Annotated in this window: 17 protein-coding genes; 6 read left to right on the top strand and 11 right to left on the bottom strand. The window is 60.1% G+C overall.

The window, feature by feature from the left end; all coding sequences use genetic code 11:
* Positions 1-48 precede the first annotated feature (48 nt).
* The gene (proB, locus tag SYN65AY6A5_RS00785) at positions 49-1,164 is read left to right on the top strand and encodes a glutamate 5-kinase (RefSeq protein WP_099883722.1); all 1,116 of its coding nucleotides are present in this window, start codon (positions 49-51) and stop codon (positions 1,162-1,164) included.
* Between the two features lie 4 nt (positions 1,165-1,168).
* On the opposite strand, the gene arsJ is transcribed toward proB, so the two are convergent.
* The 4 genes from arsJ to SYN65AY6A5_RS00765 all read right to left on the bottom strand — a co-directional run bounded on the left by arsJ (position 1,169) and on the right by SYN65AY6A5_RS00765 (position 6,652).
* Positions 1,169-2,455: an organoarsenical effux MFS transporter ArsJ gene (arsJ, locus tag SYN65AY6A5_RS00780; protein ID WP_011430992.1), complete on the bottom strand. Its 1,287-nt coding sequence runs from the start codon at positions 2,453-2,455 to the stop codon at positions 1,169-1,171.
* 37 nt (positions 2,456-2,492) lie between these two features.
* A complete protein-coding gene (locus SYN65AY6A5_RS00775) occupies positions 2,493-3,506 on the bottom strand; it encodes an ArsJ-associated glyceraldehyde-3-phosphate dehydrogenase (RefSeq protein WP_099883720.1) in 1,014 nt (337 codons plus the stop codon).
* Between the two features lie 245 nt (positions 3,507-3,751).
* Positions 3,752-4,630, bottom strand: a complete 879-nt coding sequence (murI, locus tag SYN65AY6A5_RS00770) for a glutamate racemase (protein WP_099883718.1) — start codon at positions 4,628-4,630, stop codon at positions 3,752-3,754.
* A 150-nt stretch (positions 4,631-4,780) separates the two neighbouring features.
* Entirely contained in the window at positions 4,781-6,652 is a 1,872-nt protein-coding gene (locus tag SYN65AY6A5_RS00765; RefSeq protein ID WP_099884471.1) for an N-acetylmuramoyl-L-alanine amidase, read from the bottom strand.
* A 270-nt stretch (positions 6,653-6,922) separates the two neighbouring features.
* On the opposite strand from SYN65AY6A5_RS00765, the gene SYN65AY6A5_RS00760 reads away from it, so the two are divergent.
* Positions 6,923-7,915 (top strand): hypothetical protein, encoded by a 993-nt coding sequence (locus SYN65AY6A5_RS00760; protein ID WP_240527936.1) that lies wholly within the window; start codon positions 6,923-6,925, stop codon positions 7,913-7,915.
* Between the two features lie 55 nt (positions 7,916-7,970).
* On the opposite strand, the gene SYN65AY6A5_RS00755 is transcribed toward SYN65AY6A5_RS00760, so the two are convergent.
* The 7 genes from SYN65AY6A5_RS00755 to sufR form a co-directional block, all read right to left on the bottom strand.
* Complete coding sequence (locus SYN65AY6A5_RS00755) at positions 7,971-10,262, bottom strand: DUF1796 family putative cysteine peptidase (RefSeq protein ID WP_099883716.1); 2,292 nt, start codon at positions 10,260-10,262, stop codon at positions 7,971-7,973.
* A 301-nt stretch (positions 10,263-10,563) separates the two neighbouring features.
* Entirely contained in the window at positions 10,564-11,898 is a 1,335-nt protein-coding gene (locus SYN65AY6A5_RS00750; protein ID WP_011430998.1) for a HAMP domain-containing sensor histidine kinase, read from the bottom strand.
* 25 nt (positions 11,899-11,923) lie between these two features.
* A complete protein-coding gene (locus SYN65AY6A5_RS00745) occupies positions 11,924-12,529 on the bottom strand; it encodes a tRNA-(ms[2]io[6]A)-hydroxylase (RefSeq protein WP_011430999.1) in 606 nt (201 codons plus the stop codon).
* 201 nt (positions 12,530-12,730) lie between these two features.
* Positions 12,731-13,801: a 3-deoxy-7-phosphoheptulonate synthase gene (locus tag SYN65AY6A5_RS00740; protein WP_011431000.1), complete on the bottom strand. Its 1,071-nt coding sequence runs from the start codon at positions 13,799-13,801 to the stop codon at positions 12,731-12,733.
* A gap of 546 nt (positions 13,802-14,347) precedes the next feature.
* On the bottom strand, positions 14,348-15,703 hold the full coding sequence (locus SYN65AY6A5_RS00735) for an efflux RND transporter periplasmic adaptor subunit (protein WP_099883714.1): 1,356 nt from the start codon (positions 15,701-15,703) through the stop codon (positions 14,348-14,350).
* A gap of 87 nt (positions 15,704-15,790) precedes the next feature.
* Positions 15,791-15,916, bottom strand: coding sequence for a hypothetical protein (locus tag SYN65AY6A5_RS14630; RefSeq protein ID WP_255322479.1), 126 nt, complete (start codon positions 15,914-15,916; stop codon positions 15,791-15,793).
* Between the two features lie 50 nt (positions 15,917-15,966).
* Complete coding sequence (gene sufR, locus SYN65AY6A5_RS00725) at positions 15,967-16,695, bottom strand: iron-sulfur cluster biosynthesis transcriptional regulator SufR (protein WP_099883713.1); 729 nt, start codon at positions 16,693-16,695, stop codon at positions 15,967-15,969.
* A gap of 180 nt (positions 16,696-16,875) precedes the next feature.
* Between sufR and sufB the strand changes: the two genes are divergently transcribed.
* The 4 genes from sufB (at position 16,876) to sufD (ending at position 21,154) form a co-directional block, all read left to right on the top strand.
* Positions 16,876-18,312, top strand: coding sequence for a Fe-S cluster assembly protein SufB (sufB, locus tag SYN65AY6A5_RS00720; RefSeq protein WP_099883711.1), 1,437 nt, complete (start codon positions 16,876-16,878; stop codon positions 18,310-18,312).
* Positions 18,313-18,556: 244 nt separating this feature from the next.
* A complete protein-coding gene (gene mscL, locus SYN65AY6A5_RS00715; RefSeq protein WP_011431004.1) occupies positions 18,557-18,955 on the top strand; it encodes a large-conductance mechanosensitive channel protein MscL in 399 nt (132 codons plus the stop codon).
* 97 nt (positions 18,956-19,052) lie between these two features.
* Positions 19,053-19,868, top strand: coding sequence for a Fe-S cluster assembly ATPase SufC (gene sufC, locus SYN65AY6A5_RS00710; RefSeq protein ID WP_099883709.1), 816 nt, complete (start codon positions 19,053-19,055; stop codon positions 19,866-19,868).
* Positions 19,865-21,154 carry a Fe-S cluster assembly protein SufD gene (gene sufD / locus SYN65AY6A5_RS00705; protein WP_011431007.1) on the top strand — a complete coding sequence of 430 codons (1,290 nt, stop codon included), beginning with the start codon at positions 19,865-19,867 and terminating at the stop codon, positions 21,152-21,154. Before sufC ends, sufD begins: the two co-directional genes overlap by 4 nt.
* Positions 21,155-21,583 lie beyond the last annotated feature (429 nt).

Raw genomic sequence — 21,583 nt, 5'->3', positions numbered from 1 at the left:
ACGGATGGGGAACCCTGGCTGGATCGAACAAGTGGATTGAATGAGAAGATGGCAGCAACAGAGGGAACAGTGGTGGTGAAGATCGGCACCTCCAGCTTGACAGACATGCAGACGGGCTCGCTGCGCCTTTCCGTGCTGGGGCCGCTGGTGGAGGTGCTGACTCGGCTGCGCAGCCAGGGCTATGCGGTAATCCTTGTCTCCTCCGGAGCGGTAGGGGTAGGCTGTGCCCGCCTGGGCCTGCGCCAACGACCCACGGCAATTGCAGAAAAACAGGCGGTGGCAGCAGTGGGGCAGGGACGGCTAATTCGCCTATACGATGATCTCTTCTCTGCTCTCAACCAACCCATTGCTCAGGTGCTGCTTACCCGCGGCGACTTTGTGGAGCGCAGCCGCTACGTCAATGCCAATCGCACCTTCACCCAACTGCTGCAGATGGGGGTTATCCCCATCGTCAACGAAAACGACACGGTGGCGGTGGAGGAGCTGAAGTTTGGCGACAACGACTCCCTCTCTGCCCTGGTGGCGAGCATGGTGCAGGCCAAGTGGCTGATCCTCCTCACCGATGTGGACAGGCTCTACTCCGCTGATCCCCACCGCGATCCCTCCGCCGAGCCCATCGAGCGGGTGGAGCACGGCATGCCTTTGCGGGTGAAGGCGGAAGCCCACGGCAACAGTGGATGGGGCACCGGCGGCATGGCAACCAAGCTCACGGCGGCTCAAATCGCCACCGCTGCCGGCGTGACGGTGGTGATCACCAACGGCAAACGGCCCGATCAGATCCCGGCCATCTTGGCCGGAGAGCCCATCGGCACCCGCTTTGAGCCAGCTCCCCAGCCCGTTAGTGCTCGCAAGCGGTGGATTGCCTACGGCCTCATCCCCGAGGGATCCCTGACTCTGGATGAGGGAGCTGTAAGGGCAGTCTGTGAGCAGGGGCGCTCGCTGCTGCCGGCAGGGATCACCGACGTTTCTGGCGACTTTGAGGCAGGGGCAGCCGTGCGCCTGTGCGATCCCGGCGGACGGGAGGTAGGGCGGGGCCTGGTCAACTACAGCGCCGAGGAACTGCGGCGGATCAAAGGCAAGAAAACCGCCGAGATCCCCTACATCTTGGGCTACGAGGGAGTCGATACAGCGGTTCACCGGGATAACCTGGCCCTGCTTGACTAACACCTCAATCCCCCGGCTTAACCACCCACTCCACGGGGGTTTTGCTGGGATCGGGCAATTTCAGCGAAAACAGCCCTGCCATCAAAATCAACAGGGTGGAAAACCAGAGGCAGCCCTCCAGACCGTAAAGCTGGAAGAGGATCCCCGAAGTCACCGTCCCCAGCAGGCGCCCACCGGAGTTGGCCATGTAGTAAAAGCCCACGTTGAGGGCGACATCGTCATCCTCTGTGTAGGCCAGTACCAGATAGGAGTGCACCGCCGAGTTGAAGGCAAAGACGATCCCGAAGAGGATGAGGCCGCCGGTAACCACCCATTGCGGCGGCAGGCCGGCCATAAAAGCGGTAGCAATGAGTGCCGGCACCGCCGTCAAGGTGAACGTCCAGATCTGGATGGTGCGGGCCTTGGGGGCGCGACCCGGGCGACCTCCTCCCAGGAGCTGGGGCGCTAGGAACTGGATGATCCCATAGCCAATGACCCAGAGGGCCATGTAGCTGCCCACCTGCATAAAGCTCCAGCCTAGGCTGTCGTAGAGGAACACCGGCAGGGCCACCACAAACCACACATCGCGCGACCCAAAGAGGAAAAAGCGGGCGGCTGAGAGGAGGTTGATCTCGCGGCTTTTGGAAAACAGCCGCTTGAAGGGGATCTTGGCCTTGACCTTGCCCATGTCCGCCGGCAGCAGGATCCCGGAACAGAAGATCAAAGCCAGCGCCCCCGCCTGGACGAAATTGGCCATGCGGAAGCCCATGGGATCCCCGTAGATCTCAGTGAAGATCTGCAGCAGGGCCGCCCCGACGAAAAACCCTACCCCCTTGAGGGCGTTTTTGGATCCCGTCAGCATGGCCACCCAGCGGAAGAGGCGGGACTCGGCCTCCTTGGGCACCACCAGGCGGATGGCGCTTTTGGAGCTCATCTTGGTGAGATCTTTGGCGATCCCGGCCAGGGCTTGGGCCGTCATCACATAGGCCACCTGGCCCCAGACCGGCCATTGCAGGTTGATCACCCCCAGCATCACCAAGCCGAAGATCTGGATGGCGATGCCCCCGTACAGCGTCAGCCGCAGGCCAAACAGGGATCCAATCCAGCCGCCCAGAAAGTTGGTGATCACCCCAAAGATCTCGTAGAAGAGAAACAGCATGGCAATCTGAATCGGGGTGAAGCCCAACTTGTGGAAGTGGAGCAGCACCAACATGCGGATGGCGCCGTCGGTGAGGGTAAAGCCCCAGTAGGCAGCCGTTACCAGGGCATAGTTGCGCACGGCGGCAGCTTGGGCGCTCGAGACAGCAGTCATGGGCAGGCCTCCAAGGGGGATGCTTCAAAAAACGCTTCTATAAAAAACTGAGGGCCACCTTGCGGGCCAATTCCGCCATGCGGTTGGCGTAGCCCCATTCGTTGTCGTACCAGGCCAGGATCTTCACCTGCGTGCCATCTACCACCATGGTGGAAGGGGCATCCACAATGCTGGAGCGGGGATCCCCCTTGAAATCCACCGAGACCAGCGGCAGCTCCTCATAGCCAAGGATGCCCTTGAGTTCCCCCTCGGCTGCCGTTTTTAAGAGATGATTCACCTCTTCCACCGTGGTGGGCCGCTTTACCTCGAACACCGCGTCGGTCAAAGAGGCATTGAGCAGGGGCACGCGCACGGCAAGGCCGTTGAGCTTTCCCTTCAGCTCAGGGTAGATGAGGCCGATGGCCTTGGCCGAGCCGGTGGTGGTGGGCACCAAAGACAGCAGAGCCGAGCGGGCCCGCCGCAGGTCTTTGTGGGGGGCATCCACCATACTTTGGGTATTGGTGACGTCGTGGACGGTGGTGATCACCCCGTGCAGGATGCCGATCCCCTCGTGGATGACCTTTACCAAGGGGGCCAGGCAGTTGGTGGTGCAGGAGGCGGCTGTGAGCAAATGGTGGCGAGCGGGGTCGTAGAGGTGGTCGTTGACGCCCATGACGATGTTGAGGGCCTCTTCATCCTGGACGGGGGCAGCCACAATGACTTTGCGCACCCCTGCTTTGAAGTAGGCATCCAGCTCTGCCGCCTTGACGAATTTGCCCGAGCACTCCAGCACCAGGTCGATCCCCAGATCCGCCCAAGGGACTTCGCCGGGAGATTTGAACTCGCTGAAGGTAAGGGTTTTGTCTTGGATGCGCAGCCGTTGCTCAGATGCCTCGATGTCGGTGTTCCAGCGGCCCTGCACTGAGTCGAACTTGAGCAGGTGAGCCGCAGTAGCAGGCCCACCTTTGATCTCGTTGATGTGGGCAAACTCCAGCTCCGGCCAACCCCAAGCCGCCCGCAGCACCAAACGCCCAATGCGGCCAAAACCGTTGATACCCACCCGTGCCGCCATAGATCCCCTCCCCCCAGCCGAATCTCGCCTAAAGCCTACCAGAGCTAACTCGGGGTTATCAAGTTAAGGAGAATCGGCCAGGCCCTGGGCAACCTTGCACTCTTCCAATTCCAAAGCCACCCAAAGGGCCTTTCCCTGTCCCTTGCTCCGTGTCGACCTGGCTGCAGGCAGGGAACCTGTGGGATCGCTGCAGCAACAGGGGGGCAAGTAGGGCCAATTTGCCTGGGCTGGCCTGCTGCTCTCGCCTAGGGCCGGCGGGAGTTGTTGACGTCCAAGGCCGGCCATTCCACCCGTTCCACCTGGGGTCGAAAGCCCAGCCAAGGAGTGGCCAACTGGGCAAACCGCTCCGGATCCCCACTCACATAGAAGCGGTGAGGTTCTGCCTGGCTAGCAGTTGAGGGTCGGCGCAGGCCCCAGAGGCTGAGTTCCCGGGCCAGGGATCCCACCAGCGCCACGCCGGGATCCACCCGTCTGACCGAAGAGGGCAGCAAGGACTTCAGGAGAGGATCCAGCAGCGGGTAGTGGGTGCAGCCGTAGACGAGGGTGTCGATCCCCTGTTGCAGGAGCGGCTGCAAATAGCGTTCAGCCGCTTGGCGCAGCTCGGGGCCGTCCAACTGGCCGGCTTCGATGAGGGGGACGAACTCCGGGCAGGCCTGCTCCCAGCACTGGACAGGTTGGGGAAAGCGCCGGGGATCCAGGGCGCTGTACTCTTGAATGGCCTTGGAGTAGGCGCGGCTTTTGACCGTGGCTGCCGTGGCAATGACCCCAATGCGGGATCCCTGGGCCAGGGCCGCCTGGGCGCCGAGCAGGATCAGCCCCAGAATGGGCAGGGCAAACTCCTGCTGCACCTGCTCCAGGGCCAGCGCCGAGCTGGTGTTGCAGGCCATCACCACCACCTTCACCGGCTGCGCCTGCATCCAGCGGAGGATCTGCCGCACAAAAGTCAAGATCTCCTCGGCGGAGCGATCCCCATAGGGCAGCCGCGCCGTGTCGGCAAAGTAGACAAGGCGCTCCTGGGGCAAGCGACGGCGCAGGGCCCGCCAGACGGTGAGCCCGCCCAAGCCACTGTCAAACACCCCAATTGGCCAACTGGGATCCGGATCTGATCCCCACTCCCAACGCATGCTCCGTTCTCCTCAACACCTTGGCTGAAGCTGCTGTATCCTACCCTGCTTCCGAGAGTCTCGGCGACAGCTTCCCTACCCTGGGACTTCGTCCCTTCACGGAGTGGGCCGTAGGGGCGAACGGCTCAAACCAAAGATCCGACCGAGTCCCTATCTTTGGCGGCTACGCAGAAAGGCCTCGATGCCCTCGGCAATGGCCCGCGCCAAAATGGCCTGGTATTCGGGGGTAGCCAACTTTCGCCCTTCGGTTGGGTTGGTTACATACCCCAGCTCCAGCAGCACCGAAGGCATGCCCACCGGCGTTTCCCGCACCATGAAGAAGCGGGCCCGTCGCACCCCCCGGTCGGCGGCGCCGCTGGCCCTCACCAAGCTGCGGTGCAAGACCACAGCCACCTCGGCGCTGTCGGGCCGCAGGTAGTAGGTCTCAATGCCGTGGATGCTGGAGCGCTCTAGAGCATTGGCGTGGATGCTCACCAGCAGAGTGGCGTTGGCCTGCACGGCCATATCCACCCGCGGCTGCAGCAGCACTTCCCGGTCGTCGGTGCGGGTCATCACCACCTCATACCCCCGCTCTTGCAACAGGTGTCGTACCTGGTGGGAAACGGAGAGCACGATGTCCTTTTCCTGGATCCCACCCACCCCAATGGCACCGGGATCCCGTCCGCCGTGGCCTGGATCGATGGCGATGACCGTCCGGCCCCGGCGGGAAGGAAGGGAAGCTTGGGCAGGCGGTTGCGGCTGGGGTGCGGACGGCGGAGCGTGGAGGGGGCGCAGCTCCAGGGTGATGCGGCGGGATCCCTGGCCGGGATTGGGCTCAAAGACGTTGAACTCTTCGGCAGGTTGCACCAGAATGCTGACCGTGCGGGCATCTTCCTGCACAAAGCGGATCCGCTGCACCGGCCCTCCAATTGGCAAGCCGGGATCCGGCAAGGACTCGGGTAGGCGGGCCGGTGCCACGTTGATGCGGTAGCCGCCGCTTTCCGGATCCCAGCCGGCCCGGTAGAACATGAACCCATCGGCGCTGATGATGAGCTGATTCCCCCGCAGCTCCACAGAGCGCAAGGTAGCCAGGGGCCCTTGGGAGTCGGCAGAGCTGAGATCGGGCAGAAGGCTGGCCTGGGCAGCACCCCCGGCGGGCTGGATCCAGATTCCTCCCTGCTGCGGGTCGTAGCGGGCCTCCCAGTCGCCACTGGAAGGATCCACATCCAAGACCACGCGGGCGATGGTGGGCTCGAATTGCCCCACCCGCAGCCGCGAAACCCCCAGGCGGTTGACGGTATAGACCCGCTGGGTGAGGGCGGGGCTGAGGGTGGTGTTGAGAAAATCCACCACCACTCGATCCGGATCGAGGATGCGCCGCACCGTGGTGGAAGGGCTACCCTGAGTGCGGATGAAAAAGCCCTCCGCTTGCGGAGAAATGGCCAAGATCCGATGGCTGGAAGGGGAGGTTGCAGGAGGAGAGAGTGGGCTGGCTTCGGGGCGGCGGGGCAGCGGCGGGGACGGTGAGATGGGATCCCTGGGGCCGGCTGCCGAGGGAAATAGCGGTGCTGCTGCGGGCAAGGGCTGCTCGGGTTGGAGGAACTGGACAGCCCAGCGGGAGGGACCAGCCGTGAGCAGTTGCAGTTGGTCGAGGCTGAGAGGCTGATCCGGCTGCAGGTGCAGCACAAAGCGAGTGATCGTTGGGGTGAACTGTTTGATCTCCAACGAGGTAACCCGCCCCGGAAAGGTCTGGGTTTGGGGCTCCCGCCCAAAGAGAGTGTTGGGAAAATCCAGCACTACCCTAGGAGGGTTTTGCAGCACAAACAGAAAAGGACGCACCTCTCCCTGGGTGTTGACCTCTAGCCATCCCCGCTGCGGGTCGTAGTGCCAACTCTCGATGCGAGACAAGCCAGGAACGGCGGTCAGCTCTGCTTGAGCGGGCAAGGGGGAAAATAAACCTGCTCCGGCCAAGCCCAGCAGCAGCGTTGCCCCCCACAGAGAGCTCTGCCTAGACAGTTTGGGCTCCCGTTCCAATCCAGGCATGAATTGCACCCACTCCGGCACACCTGCTGCCCTCAACTATACCAAGCTCCCCCCAGAGCGGCCTGAGAGGGAGCGCAATTTCGCCGTTGCCAGTCGGCCCAGGCCACAATGGGTAGGGATCCTCGTCCTGCCTCTGGAGTGTGGATGTCCCCCCTACCTGATCCCCTCCCCCTGGCCCGCGCTGGGGACAGCCAAGCGATCCTGCGGGTGGTTCGGGCAGAGCTCCTGAAGTGGCGCTGGCCCGCGCAAGTGTATCTTGCCGACAACACCTTGCGCATCGACCTGCTGGGATCCCCGTCCCAAAGCCCCTCTCCGCCGGTTGTTGTGGCCCGGCTGTTTTTGATGGTGAAGCAACTGCGGATTCCACGCCTAGAGCAATTGGAAATCCGCGCTTTCTGTGGCTCTCAGTTGCTTTGGCAGCGCAGCCTGCGTTTGAGATCCCAAAAGCGATGGGATCGGTTTTCTTTTGATAGCTGGGCGATAAATATCTGGGCTTACCCAGTTGCATTTGTGGTAGCCCTGCTGGTAAACAGCATTGCCCTATTGGAGTTGTTACATTTGCCTTGGCACATTTGGATTCACGAGCTGGGCCATGCCAGCATTGCCTGGTGGAGCGGGCATCGAGCTTTGCCCTTACCTTTTGGCTGGACCAGCATCAGTCCGGAAAAGGATCCCTTTGTGTACTTTGGGATCCTCTTTTTGCTGAGCTTGCTATTCTGGTCGACCCGCAAGGAGCGGATTCGATGGCTACAGGCATTGGTTGTTGTTCTTGCGCTGCTGCAGTTTTATATGACCTGGCTAATGCCCAATCGCACCAAAGAAATGCTAATTACCTTTGGCGGCGTGGGCGGCGAGTTTTACATCAGCACCTTCTTGATGGCCTGCTTTTATCTTCGCTTGCCAGATCGCTGGCGGTGGGACTTTTGGCGATTCGTCGTTCTGGGAGTTGCAGCCAGCAGCCTCTGGAGAAGCTTTTGGCAATGGCACAGAATCCAAAAAGGGCTAGCTCCGATCCCGTGGGGAACTCTGCTGTGTGGCCAGGGGGATGCTGGTGGGGATATGAACCGCTTGGTTGATGATTTTGGCTGGAGTGCCGACCAAATTATCCAGACCTACAAATGGTTAGGGAACTTGTGCATTTTGTTTATATTGGGCTTGTATATCGTATTTTTATTGCGAATGAACGATGGGATTTGGCTAAACCTACAAGCAAGGCTGATCCTCTGGGCTGATGCTCTTTCTGTGCCAAGCAAACACCGCTGAGGTAGGGCAGAGCAGGATCCTACCGGCATCGCATTCTAGGTAGGATCTCAGGCAATTAAGCCGGCTGGGGAGGACACCAGAAAAGATTGCGGCTGGAAACTCCCAGAGAATGGAGGATCTCTCTCATGATCTCTGTGCAGTACCGCCAATGCTCGGGATCCGCACACATGCGGTCGGGGTTGAACTCCATATCGTAGTGGATGACATTGGGGATCCCGGCAAACTCCTCTGAAGGCTGAGGGGAAATGATAAGGAGTAGGAAGGGCTTGCCCTTTCGCTTAGCGGACAATTTATCCATCAAGTCGATCACCGCGCCCCGCTGACAGCCGCCTGTGCGCACGAACAAGGTCTTGTCCGCCTTTTCCAAGACATATAGAAAGCGCTTGGCGCGAGCTGTATAACGAGTCCGCATCCGCTCATGGATTGGATTCATATTCTGCAGGGGGTCTTCCCCCTCTTCCACCTCATGGCCGAAAGAAAGACCTGTCCACTTGCTGTGATAAATTCGCCTGTCTTCAGGGCTGTAGTGCAAATATTGCGGATCCCACATGCCCTGAAACTCGTGGTGGATCATATCGGCTACATCCGCTAGGTTGCTGGTGCGGGTTAGATCAAACGGAAAGGCAGGCCCGTCGTATTCCAACTTGTAGAGCAGCATCCGCACCGCACAGCGATCCCCCAGGGGAACAACAGCAACGCGATGAATATCAGATAAGGCGCATGTGTATTCCAATAGCATGACCGAGTTGGGAGCAGCCTTGACCCGGCTTTCCAACCCCCCCTCTCCAATCATCAACGTGCGAAAGGGAGCATCGCGATAGAGGGGATCCTCATAAACGCCTGTTGGCAGAGCTTTGAGGGCAGCCCGCACTTCTTTCCACATAGGGTGGATGTTGTACTCATAGCTGCTTTGGTTAATCACACACAGGCGGGGCTTGGGATCCAAGCCGGCGGATGGGTAGCTAAGTTTGAGGAGTGTTAGAGTCCCGTCACTAAAGACTATTTCTGAGGATTCCGGAGAGAAAAAATCGGCTGCCGGAGAAAAGACAAGGTCGGCATCTGGGGGAATGGAAAGGGTTGTTTGAATCAAGCCATTCTCATGAATGGAGAGGGAGTACAAAGGTTGATCTTGCCCTTTCTCACCGCTTTTACCAATATATAAGCCTGGCTGTAGTCGAGCTTCTTGAAAAGCAGCTTGTAAAGATTGCCAAGTCGGTGTCAAGGTGTAATCATAAGGAGTAATATTAACAAGGCGGAATCGATTCTGACCCTCCAAGGCCGCCCAAAAGCCAGAGGGATCCTCAAAAATCAGCTTTTCTTTGGATGATGCCAGCTTTAGGGGGGCTGACTTCACAGTGTTGGGATCAAAAATCGAGAGGTCAATAGCCGCAAACATGAGTTGGTGCCCCTTGGTATTAGGGTGGGCCGCGTCAAAAGCCAGATCCGGCTTCCAGCGCCCCTGGCCATCGTCTAAGATGGGCAGCCAGTTGAACACGGGGCATCCCCAACTGAGCATCCTTTGCTGAGTTTCCTGCAAAAGCAGATGCTGTTCTAGGCCGTAGTCTGCATGGGGGTAAACCCCTCCCAAAACTGGCAAGGCTCCAATGTCTTGAATTCGCTGAATTAACCGCTGCAGGCCGTTTTCAAACCGCCTTTGGACGGCACGGCGATGCTCCGGCAGAGCCGTGGCCAAGCCTTCATTTCCCAAAGACAAGGCAACAATAACGACATCGGGATGTTCAGGGATCACCACCTGCTCAAATCGGGCCAGGGTTCGGCTGACGTTTGCCCCCAATTCGGAGAGGTTCCGCACTTGATGGCCATAGCGTTCTCGTAGAGCTTTCTGCAACAGCCAGGCCCATCCTCGCAACAGCCAGGCGCTGCACCCCAGGGCCACCGAACTGCCCAAGACGACTATCTTCAGTCCCGGACAATCTTCGGGCTCAGGCTCGCTCACCGGCAAGGCAAAATAGCCGTATGGATAGAAAGGGATCCGGCCAAACTCGCCATCTTCCACGATCAAAACTGCCGGCAAAGGTTCCGGCTCAAGCGGCACCCAGCGATTCCTATCGGCGGCTTCCCAAATAACTTCGCCATCGGCCTGAACGCGCAGGTACCGGTACTCCAGTCGAGGGGTTTCTTCGAGTCCCTCCCCAGAGGACAGTGGGCTAGAAGTGCCATCTGCCGGGCCTAATGGCAACTCCACCCACCAGAGCGGGTAGCGATCGGGATCCGTCTGCAGCCAAACACAGCGGCAGGGATCCCAGGCGCCCAGTTGAGGGCTGGATCCCACCAGGGCAATTCGATCGCCGGGCTGAGTGGTGGCGCGAACTTGAAAGCGATACATTTTCCGAAGGAGAGGGAGAGGAACCTATTCTGGATTTGCCGGTAGATAGACAGGCTTGATCAGTTGGCTTATTACCCTGCCGACAACTGGTAAGAGAAAACAAAAGCTGCGATCCAGTTCCGCCTTGTCTGGCCTATCCTGAGTTTTAAAAAAAAGAAGTTCTCAGATCCGCAAACAGAAAACACAGAAGGCCACAAAAAAGACCTAAAGCCCCAAAGTAAAGCTCTCTAAGTAAAGAACAATTGAACTTTAGCTTGAACTTAACATACTGTCCAAGAATTGTCTGTTTTCTGGAGCACTTTCAGAGGGTTTCTGGAGTGCAAGTTTCCAATTGTCGCTGGGGCAAAATCACCTCAAAGGTGGATCCCTGCCCCACCTCGCTCTCCACCTGCACCTGCCCCCGATGCTGCTCGGCGATGCTTTTGACAATGGCCAGCCCCAAACCCGATCCCGACCGCCGATTGGGATCCCCGCTGCGGGCCGGATCCACCCGGTAGAAACGGTCGAACAGGTGGGGCAGCGCCTGGGGTGGGATCCCCGGCCCGCTATCTTGCACCTGAAGCACCAGTTCTGGGGATCCGGAGCGCAGCCGCTGCCTAAGGCGCACCTGCACCTCGCCGCCAGAGGGAGTGTGGAGAAGGGCGTTTTCGATCAGGTTGGTGAACAGGCGGGCCAACAGGTCTTCATCTCCCCAAAAGGCGAAGGGATAGCCCTCTGCTTCCTCGTCGGGGGTGACAATGTCCAGCTTGAGGTGGATCCCTTTCTGGTTGGCCAGCCCTTGCAACTCCTCTACCACCTGCAGCAGCAGAGCATCCAGCGCACAGCAGCGGGGCTGGAAAGGCACCATGCCGCTGTCGTGGCGGGCCAGAAACAGCAGGTCGTCCACCAGGCGGCCCAGCCGCAAACACAGCCGCTCCACCATCTGCCAGCGCTGGCGGGTGTCGGCGTCCAGGTGCGGATCGGCCAAAGCCACCTGTACCGTGGTTTGAATGCTGGCCAAGGGGCTGCGCAGCTCGTGGGAGGCATCGGCGGTAAATTGCTTGAGCTGCTGGTAAGACTGGCGGATGGGCTGCATGGCCAAACCGGAGAGCAGCCAGCCGATTCCCCCCACACAGGCCAAACTGGCCACTACCCAGAGGCTGAGATCCCGAATGAGCTGGCGTGTCGGCTTGCTCACCTCAAACCAGGGGTGGCTGACCCGCAAATACCCCAGCAGCTTCCCACCGGCCAGGATCGGCTCGGTGAACTGGCGCAGCCAATACCCAGGCGCGATGCGGGCGGTGTGCAGGGATCCCTCGGTCAGCAGGGGGGCAGGGATGCCGCCGGGCACCGTGGACCAGATGAGGGATCCCTGGGGATCAAACCACTCCAGGTCGATGTGGTCGTCCTCCAGGGTGCTGGGATCATCCCGAAAGCTGGCCTCTAAGCTCTGGCGGGCCTGCTGTGGATCCAAGAGGCTCTCGTCCACCACCAGGGAGCGCTCGACAATTTCCACCACATGGCCCAGCGTGTCGTCCACCCGCTCGATCAGGGTTGACTGCACATACCAGTAGAAGCTGCCGGCAAACAGCAACAAAAACACCCCTGTTACCACGGTGTACCAGAGGGCCAACCACCGCCGCGTTGCCTGGAACATGGGGGTTGCGCGGGAAGGGGATGGGTTAGCTGTGGACACGAGGCTCAGGGTGAAGGGTCGATAAAATCTCCGCTTCCACCTGCAGCAGGGTGTCCAGCCGCTCCTGCACCTCGTCAGCGGGGAACTGCTCCAGCGCCAGGTCTAGATACAACTGCCAGTGCCGCTCTTCAGCCGCCGCCAGCCAGAGGTAAAACTGCCGCAGCTCCGGGTCGGGGGCGTGGATCCCCAGCAGGCCCAGGCGTTCGTGGCTGCGGGCCTCGATGATGGCGGCCACCAGCAAAGCGTCCAAAAGGTGCTCCGGCTCGGAGCGGCGCAGGTGCTGGTTGAGACGGCTGGCGTAGGGAGCAGCCGAGAGGGGCCTGATCGGGATCCCCAGCCGTTGCAGGTGGCGATGCACCCGCTCAAAGTGCTGCAGCTCCTCCCGCGCCAGCGGCGACAGCGCTTCCACCAGCCGCCCGTTGGCCGGGTAGCGAAACAGCAAACTAAGGGCGTTGCCCGCCGCTTTTTTCTCGCAGTTGGCGTGATCCAACAAGATAAGGTCGAGGTGACGAATGGCTTGGTCGATCCAGGCCGCAGAAGTCGGCGAGGCCAGTTGTAGCGTCGGCACAGGGTCAGAAGAGGTTTCAGGCATCAACAGCTTCCAGGTTGACCCACCCTGCCCGCTGCGGGAGCAGGGAACGGAACTGGGTTAATCGGATCTTAGCTTTGCCGGCGTACCCCTTTCTAAGTCTTGGATCCCGTCTGACGCTCTGGCAGCAGTTGTCCCTATCCCCGGCCCCTCTCCCAGAGGGAGAGGGGAGTTCGGGGATTTTTCAGAAGGCTGGCCCCCGCCTCAATGGCTCAGAGCCAAGGTTTTCCCTGCTACGACCGCCGCCATCTCCTGCAACAGGTCTTCGGTCTCTTCCCAGCCAATGCAGCCGTCGGTAATGGAAACGCCGTACTGGAGCGGCGCCCCTTCCTGCCAGGTTTGCTTGCCCGGGTTGAGGTTGCTCTCCAGCATCAGCCCCATCAAGGCCCGCTGCCCCGCTTGGTACTGCTGTAGCACCGCCCGACAGACGGATCCCTGCCGGCGGTAGTCCTTCTGTGAGTTGTCGTGGGAGCAGTCCACCATCACCGAGCGCGGGATCCCTTGATCCTTCATCAGCAACGCCGCCCGCGCCACATCTTCCGGGCCGTAGTTGGTTCTGCCGCCGCCGCCGCGCAACACGATGTGCCGATCCGGGTTGCCGGTGGTTTTCACCAAGGCCGTCATGCCGTCTTGGCCAATGCCCAGAAAACTGTGGGGGTGGCTGGCAGACAAGATGGCGTTGAGGGCAATTTCCAGCCGCCCGTCGGTGCCGTTTTTGAAGCCCACGGGCATGGAGAGGCCGCTGGCCATTTCCCGGTGGGTCTGGCTTTCGATGGTTCGGGCGCCGATGGCCGCCCAGCTCACCAGGTCTGCGGTGTATTGAGGGGTCACCGGATCCAGCATCTCGGTGGCACAGGGCAGGCCCAGCTCGTTGATCTGCAGCAGGATGGAGCGGGCCAGTTGCAAGCCGGTGGCAATGTCGCAGGAGCCATCCAGGTGGGGATCGTTGATCAACCCCTTCCAGCCCACGGTGGTGCGCGGCTTCTCAAAATAGGTGCGCATCACGATCACCAGGTGCTCGCGGGTTCGGTCGGCCACCCGCTTGAGGCGGTGGGCGTACTCCAAGGCCGCTTCCGGATCGTGGATGGAGCAGGGGCCGACGATCACCACCAGGCGATGGAGATCCCGTCCGTGGATGATGTCGCGAATGGCCTGCCGCGTGGAGAGCACCACTTGGGCTGCCGTTTCCGTCAGCGGCAGCTTGGCCTTGACAGCAGCAGGGGCAATCAAGGGAGTCACCTCTTGGATGTTGCAGTTGTCGGTTTGGGGGGGCATAGAACTGTCCTTCATTGTGTCCAAGGGATGGGCAAGTGAGGGATTGAGCTGTCGAGCCATCAAAAAAGCCCTGGCACTGGGCTCAGGGCTTCAGGACTGACTCAGGTAAACCTAGGCTTTATAGTTTACGCGCCACCCTTCCGCCCTGGTCGCTGCCAGGGAAAGGTAAAGTAGCCAAAAAAGGGAGCGCGCAAGATCATCTTCAGGGGAAGGAACTCGGAATCTGTACGAGATGAGTATAGCGGAAGTATACCCAAAAAGAAACTGGATTTGCCAAGACGGGCTCAGGTTCTGGGTCGCTCCCAGGGTTCCCCGGGCGCAGCCCAGAGGACGGCTTTCCCCCACCCAGCTCAAGAGGCTTGCCCGCCCCGTAGCCATCGCTCTGCGACGCTGTTGCAAGCGGTGCGAGGAGAAAAGCTTCAGGGCAACTAGGAACTTCCTGCCGCTGCCTCAGCCTGACAGGGCCGCAGCGGCGAAAGCCCCGCAAGCCCGGCGGAAACCAAGACAGTCAGCAGGACTCTGGGCTTCTGTCCCAGAAAACAGGCTTCAGAAGGATCCGGCCCGAACGGCAGCCGCTTCCTGGATCACCTCGTCTCCAGGCTGCAGCCCGGCGTGGATCTCCACCAGATCCCCATAGCGGGATCCCACCGCCACCGGCGTAAACAGCGGCTTGCCGTCCGCCAGCCGATACACGCCCGTCAGGCCGAACTGTTCTACCAGGCTTGTCTGGGGCAGCAGCAGGGCTTGGCGGGTTTCTCCTGCCAACTTCAGACGGCCCAGCATGCCCGGCATGGCTCCGGGGAGCGGAGGGATCTCCGCCTTGACTTCCACGGTTCTCGAGCTGGGATCGGCGCTGGGGATGATTTGGCGAATGGCTCCCTCCACGGTTTGGTTGAGGCTGTCGATGCTGATGGGCACCCCTTGTCCCACCCGGATCTGGCCGGCCAGCGATTCGGGCACAGCCACGGAAAACCGCAGCCGCTCGCTGCTTTCTAGCTCCACTATCGGCTGGCCCGGCCCCGCCAAAGCCCCTACCTCCACATACTTGCGGGTGACGACGCCGGCAAAGGGGGCAACCAGGGTTCCGTAGGCCAGGTTGGCTTGGGCTTGTGCCACCCCCGCCTGCGCCTGGGCCATGGCCGCCTGCACCTCAGGGATCCGGCCTTTGGCCTGGGCAAGCTGGGCCCGCGCTTGGGTCAATCCCTGTTCGGCCTGCTGGATCCCGGCCTCGAGCTGGGCCAGCCGGCCCAAGAGCACGGCTACCCGCGTATTGGCCTGATCCACCTGGGCTTGGGCCACGGCCCCTTCGGCGTGCAGCTTCTGCATGCGTTCTTGGTGCAAACGGGCCTCCTGCAGCTCCGCTTCCGCCTGCTGCTTCTGGGCTTGCACCTGGCGCAAGGCTTCTTCCGCTCCCCTCACCCCTGCCTGGGCGGCCAGAAGGCCTGCTTGGGCCTGCTGCAGTTGCGCCTCAGCCTGTTGCCGCTGGGCCTGGGCCTGTTGCTGGGCGGCCTGCACATCGCTGACATCCAGACGGGCAATCAGGGATCCGGCCGCCACCTGCTGCCCCTCCTGAACCGGCAGCTCCAGAACTCGGCCCACAATGCGGCTGCTGAGGGAGGTGCGCTCCACAGCCTCTAGGCTGCCCACCAGAATCCGCTCTTGGCCGATTTCCCGAGGCTTGACCTCCATCGTGGCCAACGGGGCGGCCTTGGCGGTTTCCAAGGACTCCGTCTCGCTGACGGGAAGCTCCGAAGCGGCTACCCCTGGACCGGGCCGGCTTTGGGATCCCAGCAGCCAGCCGCCCAGCCCCCCTAGCGAGAGGAACAGCAGCGCCCAGCCCAGGTGGCCCCAGCTCCAGCCGGAAAACCTTTGTTGGTGCAACCTGCCGACTTGAGTTTCCATAGTGCAAGTGTCCAAGGCGTAACTTGAGAGTGACGAGAGAAAGAGGCTAAGGAAAGACCAAATCTCCCAATGGCTTGGAGATGGGCTCTATGAGAGCCCCACCCCCTGCAAACTGAGGCGCTCAAACCAAGGCACCGCCCACCCCCAGCGCATCTTGGCTAGGAAATACTGCTCAAAGGCGGACTTGAGCCAACTGACCCATGGCCCTTGCACGGCCAGAGCTATAGCTGCTCTTGCCTGTCTTCCGAAGCCGCCACCTACTGCTACTCGTGGCTGGGTCTAGGAGGGGATCCCATCCTGGCAATCCAGTAGCCGCACTGGTGTTCTCCGTTCACCTGCCAGGTGAGGCGCTCTACCCGGCAGTCGGGCAGGGCGGCGGCAAACATCTCCAGCTCGTGGCCGCAGACGCTGGGAAAACGCTGGGCAATTTGGGCAATGGCGCAGTGGTGCTCCACCAATACGTATTGCTCGGCATACTGCTCAGCGCCTTCTGTTGCCCTGGCCGCAGCCAGGTGGTTGGGGTAGGGGTAGTACTCCGCCATGTAGCCTTCTGCCTGGCGCAACTGCACCAAGCGCTCCAGCCGCTTGGCCAGGGATCCGCATCCCATCTGGGCTTGGTACTCTTGGGCTTTGCGCTGCCACTGCTGCTGGAGCAGGGATCCCATCTGTTCGGATCCCAGGGTTTCGGCCAGCGTATTGAGCAGGCCAAGGGCAAACTCATCGTAGCTGGCGGGGAACTGCTCTTCTCCCAAGGGGCTGAGCTGATAGAGATGCTGGGGTCGCCCTAGACCATTGGGTTGAGCGATATGTTGGATCAACCCCTCTGCCTCCAGATCCTTGAGGTGGCGGCGGATGGCCTGGGGAGAAATGCGCAGGTGCTCTGCCAGAGTTTGGGCGTTGGCCTGCCCCGCCTTGCGCAGATAGACCAAGATGGCCTGCTTACTCGAAGCGGGTTGAGCGACCTGCCCGGAGATCTTGCGCGTGCTGTCCACCCTCGCCCTCCTGGTTAGACCGGGATCCATCGGCTGCCGCTGCCAGCACAGCTCTCTGCTATTTTGACAACGGGATCATTGCTAAAGTAACCTGAGGATCAGTTAAACAACAACTCTGTTGTTTTATTTGGCCATCTGTCTTAGTCGCGTTTCTACCCTGTCACTACCCGAGAGCCATCCATGTCTACGAGCGTCCGCGCCCTGGTCAACCAGCCCTACAAGTACGGCTTTGTAACCGACATCCCCTCTGAGTCGATTGGCAAAGGCTTGAACGAAGAGGTGATTCGGCAGATCTGGGCCAAGAAAGGGGAGCCGGACTTTATGCTAGAGTTCCGGCTGCGGGCCTACCGCCAGTGGCTGAAGATGAGCGAGCCCACCTGGCCCAACGTCAGCTACCCGCCCATTGACTACCAAAACATTGTCTACTACTCGGCCCCCAAGGTGCAGCCCAAGAAAAAGAGCCTGGACGAAGTGGATCCGGTGCTGTTGGAGACCTTCGAGAAATTGGGGATCCCCTTGTCTGAACAGAAGCGGCTGGCCAATGTGGCGGTGGATGCCATCTTCGACAGCGTTTCGGTGGCCACCACCTTCCGGGAAAAGCTGGCCAAGGAAGGCGTGATTTTCTGCTCCATGTCAGAGGCGCTGCGGGAGTATCCGGAGCTGGTGCGCAAGTACTTGGGCAGTGTGGTTCCCATTGCTGATAACTACTACGCTGCGCTGAACTCGGCGGTGTTTAGCGATGGCTCCTTTGTCTATGTGCCCAAAGGGGTGCGCTGCCCGATGGAGCTCTCCACCTATTTCCGCATCAACAACGGCGAATCGGGCCAGTTTGAGCGCACCCTGATCATTGCCGACGAGGGATCCTACGTCAGCTACTTGGAAGGGTGTACTGCCCCCATGTTCGACACCAACCAACTGCATGCGGCGGTGGTGGAGCTGATCGCCCTAGACAATGCCGAGATCAAGTACTCGACGGTACAGAACTGGTATGCCGGCGATGAAAACGGCAAAGGGGGCATTTACAACTTTGTAACCAAGCGCGGCCTGTGTCAGGGGGCCAACTCCAAAATCTCTTGGACGCAAGTGGAGACCGGCTCGGCCATCACTTGGAAATATCCTAGCTGCGTGTTGGTGGGGGAAAACTCGGTGGGCGAGTTTTACTCGGTTGCCCTCACCAACAACTACCAGCAGGCCGATACCGGCACCAAGATGATTCACGTGGGCCGCAACACCCGCAGCAAAATTATCTCCAAAGGGATCTCGGCTGGGCACTCCAAAAACAGCTACCGCGGCCTGGTCAAAATCGGGCCGAAAGCGGAAGGTGCCCGCAACTTTTCCCAGTGCGATTCCATGTTGATTGGGGATCAGTGCAGCGCCAACACCTTCCCCTATATTGAGGTGCAAAACAACACCGCCAAAGTGGAGCACGAAGCTTCCACCTCCAAGATTGGAGAGGAGCAATTGTTCTATTTCCAGTCGCGCGGGATCGGCATGGAAGATGCCGTGTCCATGATCATCAGCGGCTTCTGCCGAGAAGTGTTCAACCAACTGCCGATGGAGTTTGCTGTAGAAGCCGATCGATTGCTGAGCCTAAAGTTAGAGGGATCCGTCGGCTAGGGGATTGCTCCCAATGCGAAGCTGAGCAAGTGGGCGAGGCCGCTGACACGCTGTGGGAGCAGGCGCTGCCATTTTCAGGAGAAGGGTAAGGGGTTAGGTAACTCCCAAGGCAGAGGTCTGTGATCCCCTGAAGCCAGAGGCGGCCCAAGGGCTTGGCGACGTTGCAAACAGCGCATGGATGCAGGGGGGGAGAGGGGATAATCAAGGAGTTTTGAACCGTAAGGCTAGGCAGGAGAAGTTCCCCATGAGGGCATTTCTGGAGGAGTTCAAAAAGTTCATCAGCCGGGGCAATGCCTTAGATTTGGCTGTTGGCGTTGTTATTGGAGGTGCTTTTGGGAAGATCGTGACTTCTTTTGTAGCAGATCTGTTTACTCCAGTTTTAGGCTTGATGATTGGTGGAGTGAGCTTCCAGAACTTGGTCTGGAAAATCGGTGGAAGTCCTGAAGACCCAGTTACGATTAACTACGGCAGCTTTCTGCAAGCTGTGTTTGATTTTGTGATTATCGCTTTTGCCATCTTCTTACTGGTGAAGGCGATCAACACCCTACAGCGAAAGGAGGAAGAATCTCCTCCCACATTGCCCCCACCAGAAGTGGTTTTGCTGACAGAGATCCGGGATATCCTCAATCGCCACTCCCAATAGAGCTATAGGGGATCCTTAGGCCCAAAATCCATACCTGGTTTAGGGATCCCTTAACTTTTCAGCTCCTGCCCTTCGGTGTCAACCCTAGAGTCTAGCCATGATCCGTGAAAACAGCCCTGTCATCTTATCCGTTCGAGATCTCAGCGCCGAGATCGATGGCACCCCCATTCTCAAGGGGTTGAGCCTGGAAATTCGCGCCGGAGAAATCCACGCCATCATGGGCCCCAATGGCTCTGGAAAAAGCACTTTTTCCAAGATCTTAGCCGGCCACCCTGACTACAGGGTGACGGGGGGCGAGATCCTCTACCTGGGAAAAAATCTCTTGGAGATGGAGCCAGAAGAGAGGGCTTGGGCAGGGATCTTTTTGGCATTTCAATACCCCATCGAAATCCCAGGGGTGAGCAACTTGGATTTCCTGCGCGCCGCCTACAACGCTCGCCAGAAATATCGGGATCAGCCGGAACTGGATGCTCTGGATTTTGACGACCTGGTACGGGAAAAGTTGGATATTGTCAAAATGGATCCCGTTTTTTTGGAGCGCTCTGTGAATGAGGGCTTTTCCGGCGGTGAGAAAAAGCGCAACGAGATCCTGCAAATGGCGGTGTTGGAGCCCACGCTGGCCATTTTGGACGAGACGGATTCCGGTCTGGATATCGACGCGCTGCGCATTGTGGCCCACGGCATCAACCGACTGGCCGGCCCTGAGAATGCCATGCTCTTGATCACCCACTACCAACGCTTGCTGGACTATGTAACCCCCGACTACGTGCACGTGATGGAGGGGGGTCGTATCGTCATCAGTGGGGACAAGACCTTGGCGCTGGAGCTGGAGGAACGGGGCTACGACTGGATCAAAACTCAGTCGGGTCAAGAACCGGCAGCTGCGACATCTCGGCAGGAGAAAGAGGGATGAGCGCCACCTTGCCCAAACCTTTTGCCCCAGAGAGCCGCCTATTCCTGGAGCACATCCTCGGCCAAATCCCGGAAAGGCAGGATCCCTACACCACCCTTAGGCAGCAGGCCCGCGCCCAATTGGCCGAACTGGGGATCCCGACCCCACGGGAAGAGGATTGGAAATACAGCGATCTCTCGCCACTGCTGGCCCACAAGTTTCGCCTGGCTGCCGCGGGGGATCCGTCTCTGGATGCAGCAACCCTAGAGCCCTGGCTTTGGCCGGAAGCCAGCTATAGCCGCGCCGTGTTCGTCAACGGCTACTTTGCCCCCCAGCTTTCTGATTTGAGCGGCCTGCCCACCGCTTTGCAGGTGATCCCTTTGGCCCAAGCCCCAGGGGAGTTGCTGCAAACGCTGGCCAAGACGGATGTGTTTACGGCCCTCAACACCGCCCATCTGGGCGATGGGATCCAGATTGGCCTACAGCCCGGCCAGGAAGTTCCGTCACCGCTGCACCTGCTGTTCATAACGGTGGCTCCTGAGGGAGAGGCCGTTTTGGCCCAGCCCCGCTGCCTGCTGTCTTTGCAAGCCCACAGCTCCCTCACGCTGATCGAAGATCATGTATCCCTGGGATCCGGGATCCCCTTCAGCAACGCAGTTACGGAGATCGCCCTGGCAGAGGGATCCCGTTTGCACCATGTGATCCTGCAAAGGCAGGGATCCCCAGCCTTCCACATCAACAAGACCGCCGTGCGCCAAAGCTGCGACAGCCACTACCGCCTCCAGGCGATTCAGTGGGGATCCCAGTTTTCCCGCCACAACCTGGAGATCACCCAAGCCGGAGCCCAGGCCCACACCCAACTGCAGGGGCTAACGCTGCTGAAGGGATCCCAGCACAGCGACACCCACTCCCGCTTGCTCCATCAAGCGCCCCACGGCAGCAGCCGCCAACTGCACAAGTGCATCGTGGACGAGGCGGCCCGCGCGGTCTTCAGCGGGCGGATCCTGGTGAGCCAAGCAGCCCAACTGACAGACGCCGCCCAGACCAACCGCAACCTGCTGTTGAGCCCCAAGGCGCGGGTGGATACCCGGCCCCAACTGGAGATCTTTGCCGACAACGTCAAATGCGCCCACGGAGCCACCGTCAGCCAACTGGAGGCGGAAGAGATCTTCTATCTGCAAAGCCGCGGCATTCCCCAAGCCCAGGCCAGGCAACTCCTCACCTACGCCTTTGCGGCAGAGATCCTAGAGGGGATCCCGCTGGCCCAGCTTCCTTCCCAGGTGGCCAAGCGCTTGGGATCCGGCTGAGTTGTCCCTCCCATTTCGCTCCAGCCCTTACTGCCATCGGCCAGTCTTGAAATGGCTGCTAGCGGCCTGCGTCGCCCGCGCCCGTCGAACGGCGAAAAAAAAACGCCCGTGGCGTCGCCGGCTCCCGCCGAGAAGCCCGAAATCCCTTACCGGCCCTGTAGGTGATGGCATTGGGCCGCAGGCTTGCTTTGGCTATCTTTCCGACCCGTTGTGCAAAACAACTCCAGCCCCTTTTGCTGAAGTTCGGAGAAGCTGTCTTGGGGGTTTAGGGCGGCAGAGGGGTGGGAATCGGAGGAACAGATCTAGTCTGGTTGGCGCGACTTTATCATCGCCAATCCTGGCCTGGCCCACTTCTCTTCCCCCGATTCTGCGGATCCCTCTGGCCTCTCTGCCGAAGCACCCAGCGCGCCGAAGAGCCATACCGATTCT

The sequence above is a fragment of the Synechococcus sp. 65AY6A5 genome, assembly GCF_002760415.1.
Taxonomy (GTDB): Bacteria; Cyanobacteriota; Cyanobacteriia; order Thermostichales; family Thermostichaceae; genus Thermostichus.
Note: the sequence above shows the minus strand (reverse complement) of the source record. Positions and strands in the feature narration are given on the sequence as shown.

Coding starts and splice junctions, on each gene's coding strand:
- SYN65AY6A5_RS00755 (WP_099883716.1), bottom strand. CDS start 10,262: ATGTATCGCTTTCAAGTTCGCGCCACCACTCAGCCCGGCGATCGAATT.
- SYN65AY6A5_RS00775 (WP_099883720.1), bottom strand. CDS start 3,506: ATGGCGGCACGGGTGGGTATCAACGGTTTTGGCCGCATTGGGCGTTTG.
- sufD (WP_011431007.1), top strand. CDS start 19,865: ATGAGCGCCACCTTGCCCAAACCTTTTGCCCCAGAGAGCCGCCTATTC.
- sufC (WP_099883709.1), top strand. CDS start 19,053: ATGATCCGTGAAAACAGCCCTGTCATCTTATCCGTTCGAGATCTCAGC.
- SYN65AY6A5_RS00740 (WP_011431000.1), bottom strand. CDS start 13,801: ATGCCCCCCCAAACCGACAACTGCAACATCCAAGAGGTGACTCCCTTG.
- proB (WP_099883722.1), top strand. CDS start 49: ATGGCAGCAACAGAGGGAACAGTGGTGGTGAAGATCGGCACCTCCAGC.
- SYN65AY6A5_RS00735 (WP_099883714.1), bottom strand. CDS start 15,703: ATGGAAACTCAAGTCGGCAGGTTGCACCAACAAAGGTTTTCCGGCTGG.
- SYN65AY6A5_RS00745 (WP_011430999.1), bottom strand. CDS start 12,529: ATGCCTGAAACCTCTTCTGACCCTGTGCCGACGCTACAACTGGCCTCG.
- mscL (WP_011431004.1), top strand. CDS start 18,557: ATGAGGGCATTTCTGGAGGAGTTCAAAAAGTTCATCAGCCGGGGCAAT.
- SYN65AY6A5_RS00750 (WP_011430998.1), bottom strand. CDS start 11,898: ATGTTCCAGGCAACGCGGCGGTGGTTGGCCCTCTGGTACACCGTGGTA.
- sufB (WP_099883711.1), top strand. CDS start 16,876: ATGTCTACGAGCGTCCGCGCCCTGGTCAACCAGCCCTACAAGTACGGC.
- SYN65AY6A5_RS00765 (WP_099884471.1), bottom strand. CDS start 6,652: ATGCCTGGATTGGAACGGGAGCCCAAACTGTCTAGGCAGAGCTCTCTG.
- murI (WP_099883718.1), bottom strand. CDS start 4,630: ATGCGTTGGGAGTGGGGATCAGATCCGGATCCCAGTTGGCCAATTGGG.
- arsJ (WP_011430992.1), bottom strand. CDS start 2,455: ATGACTGCTGTCTCGAGCGCCCAAGCTGCCGCCGTGCGCAACTATGCC.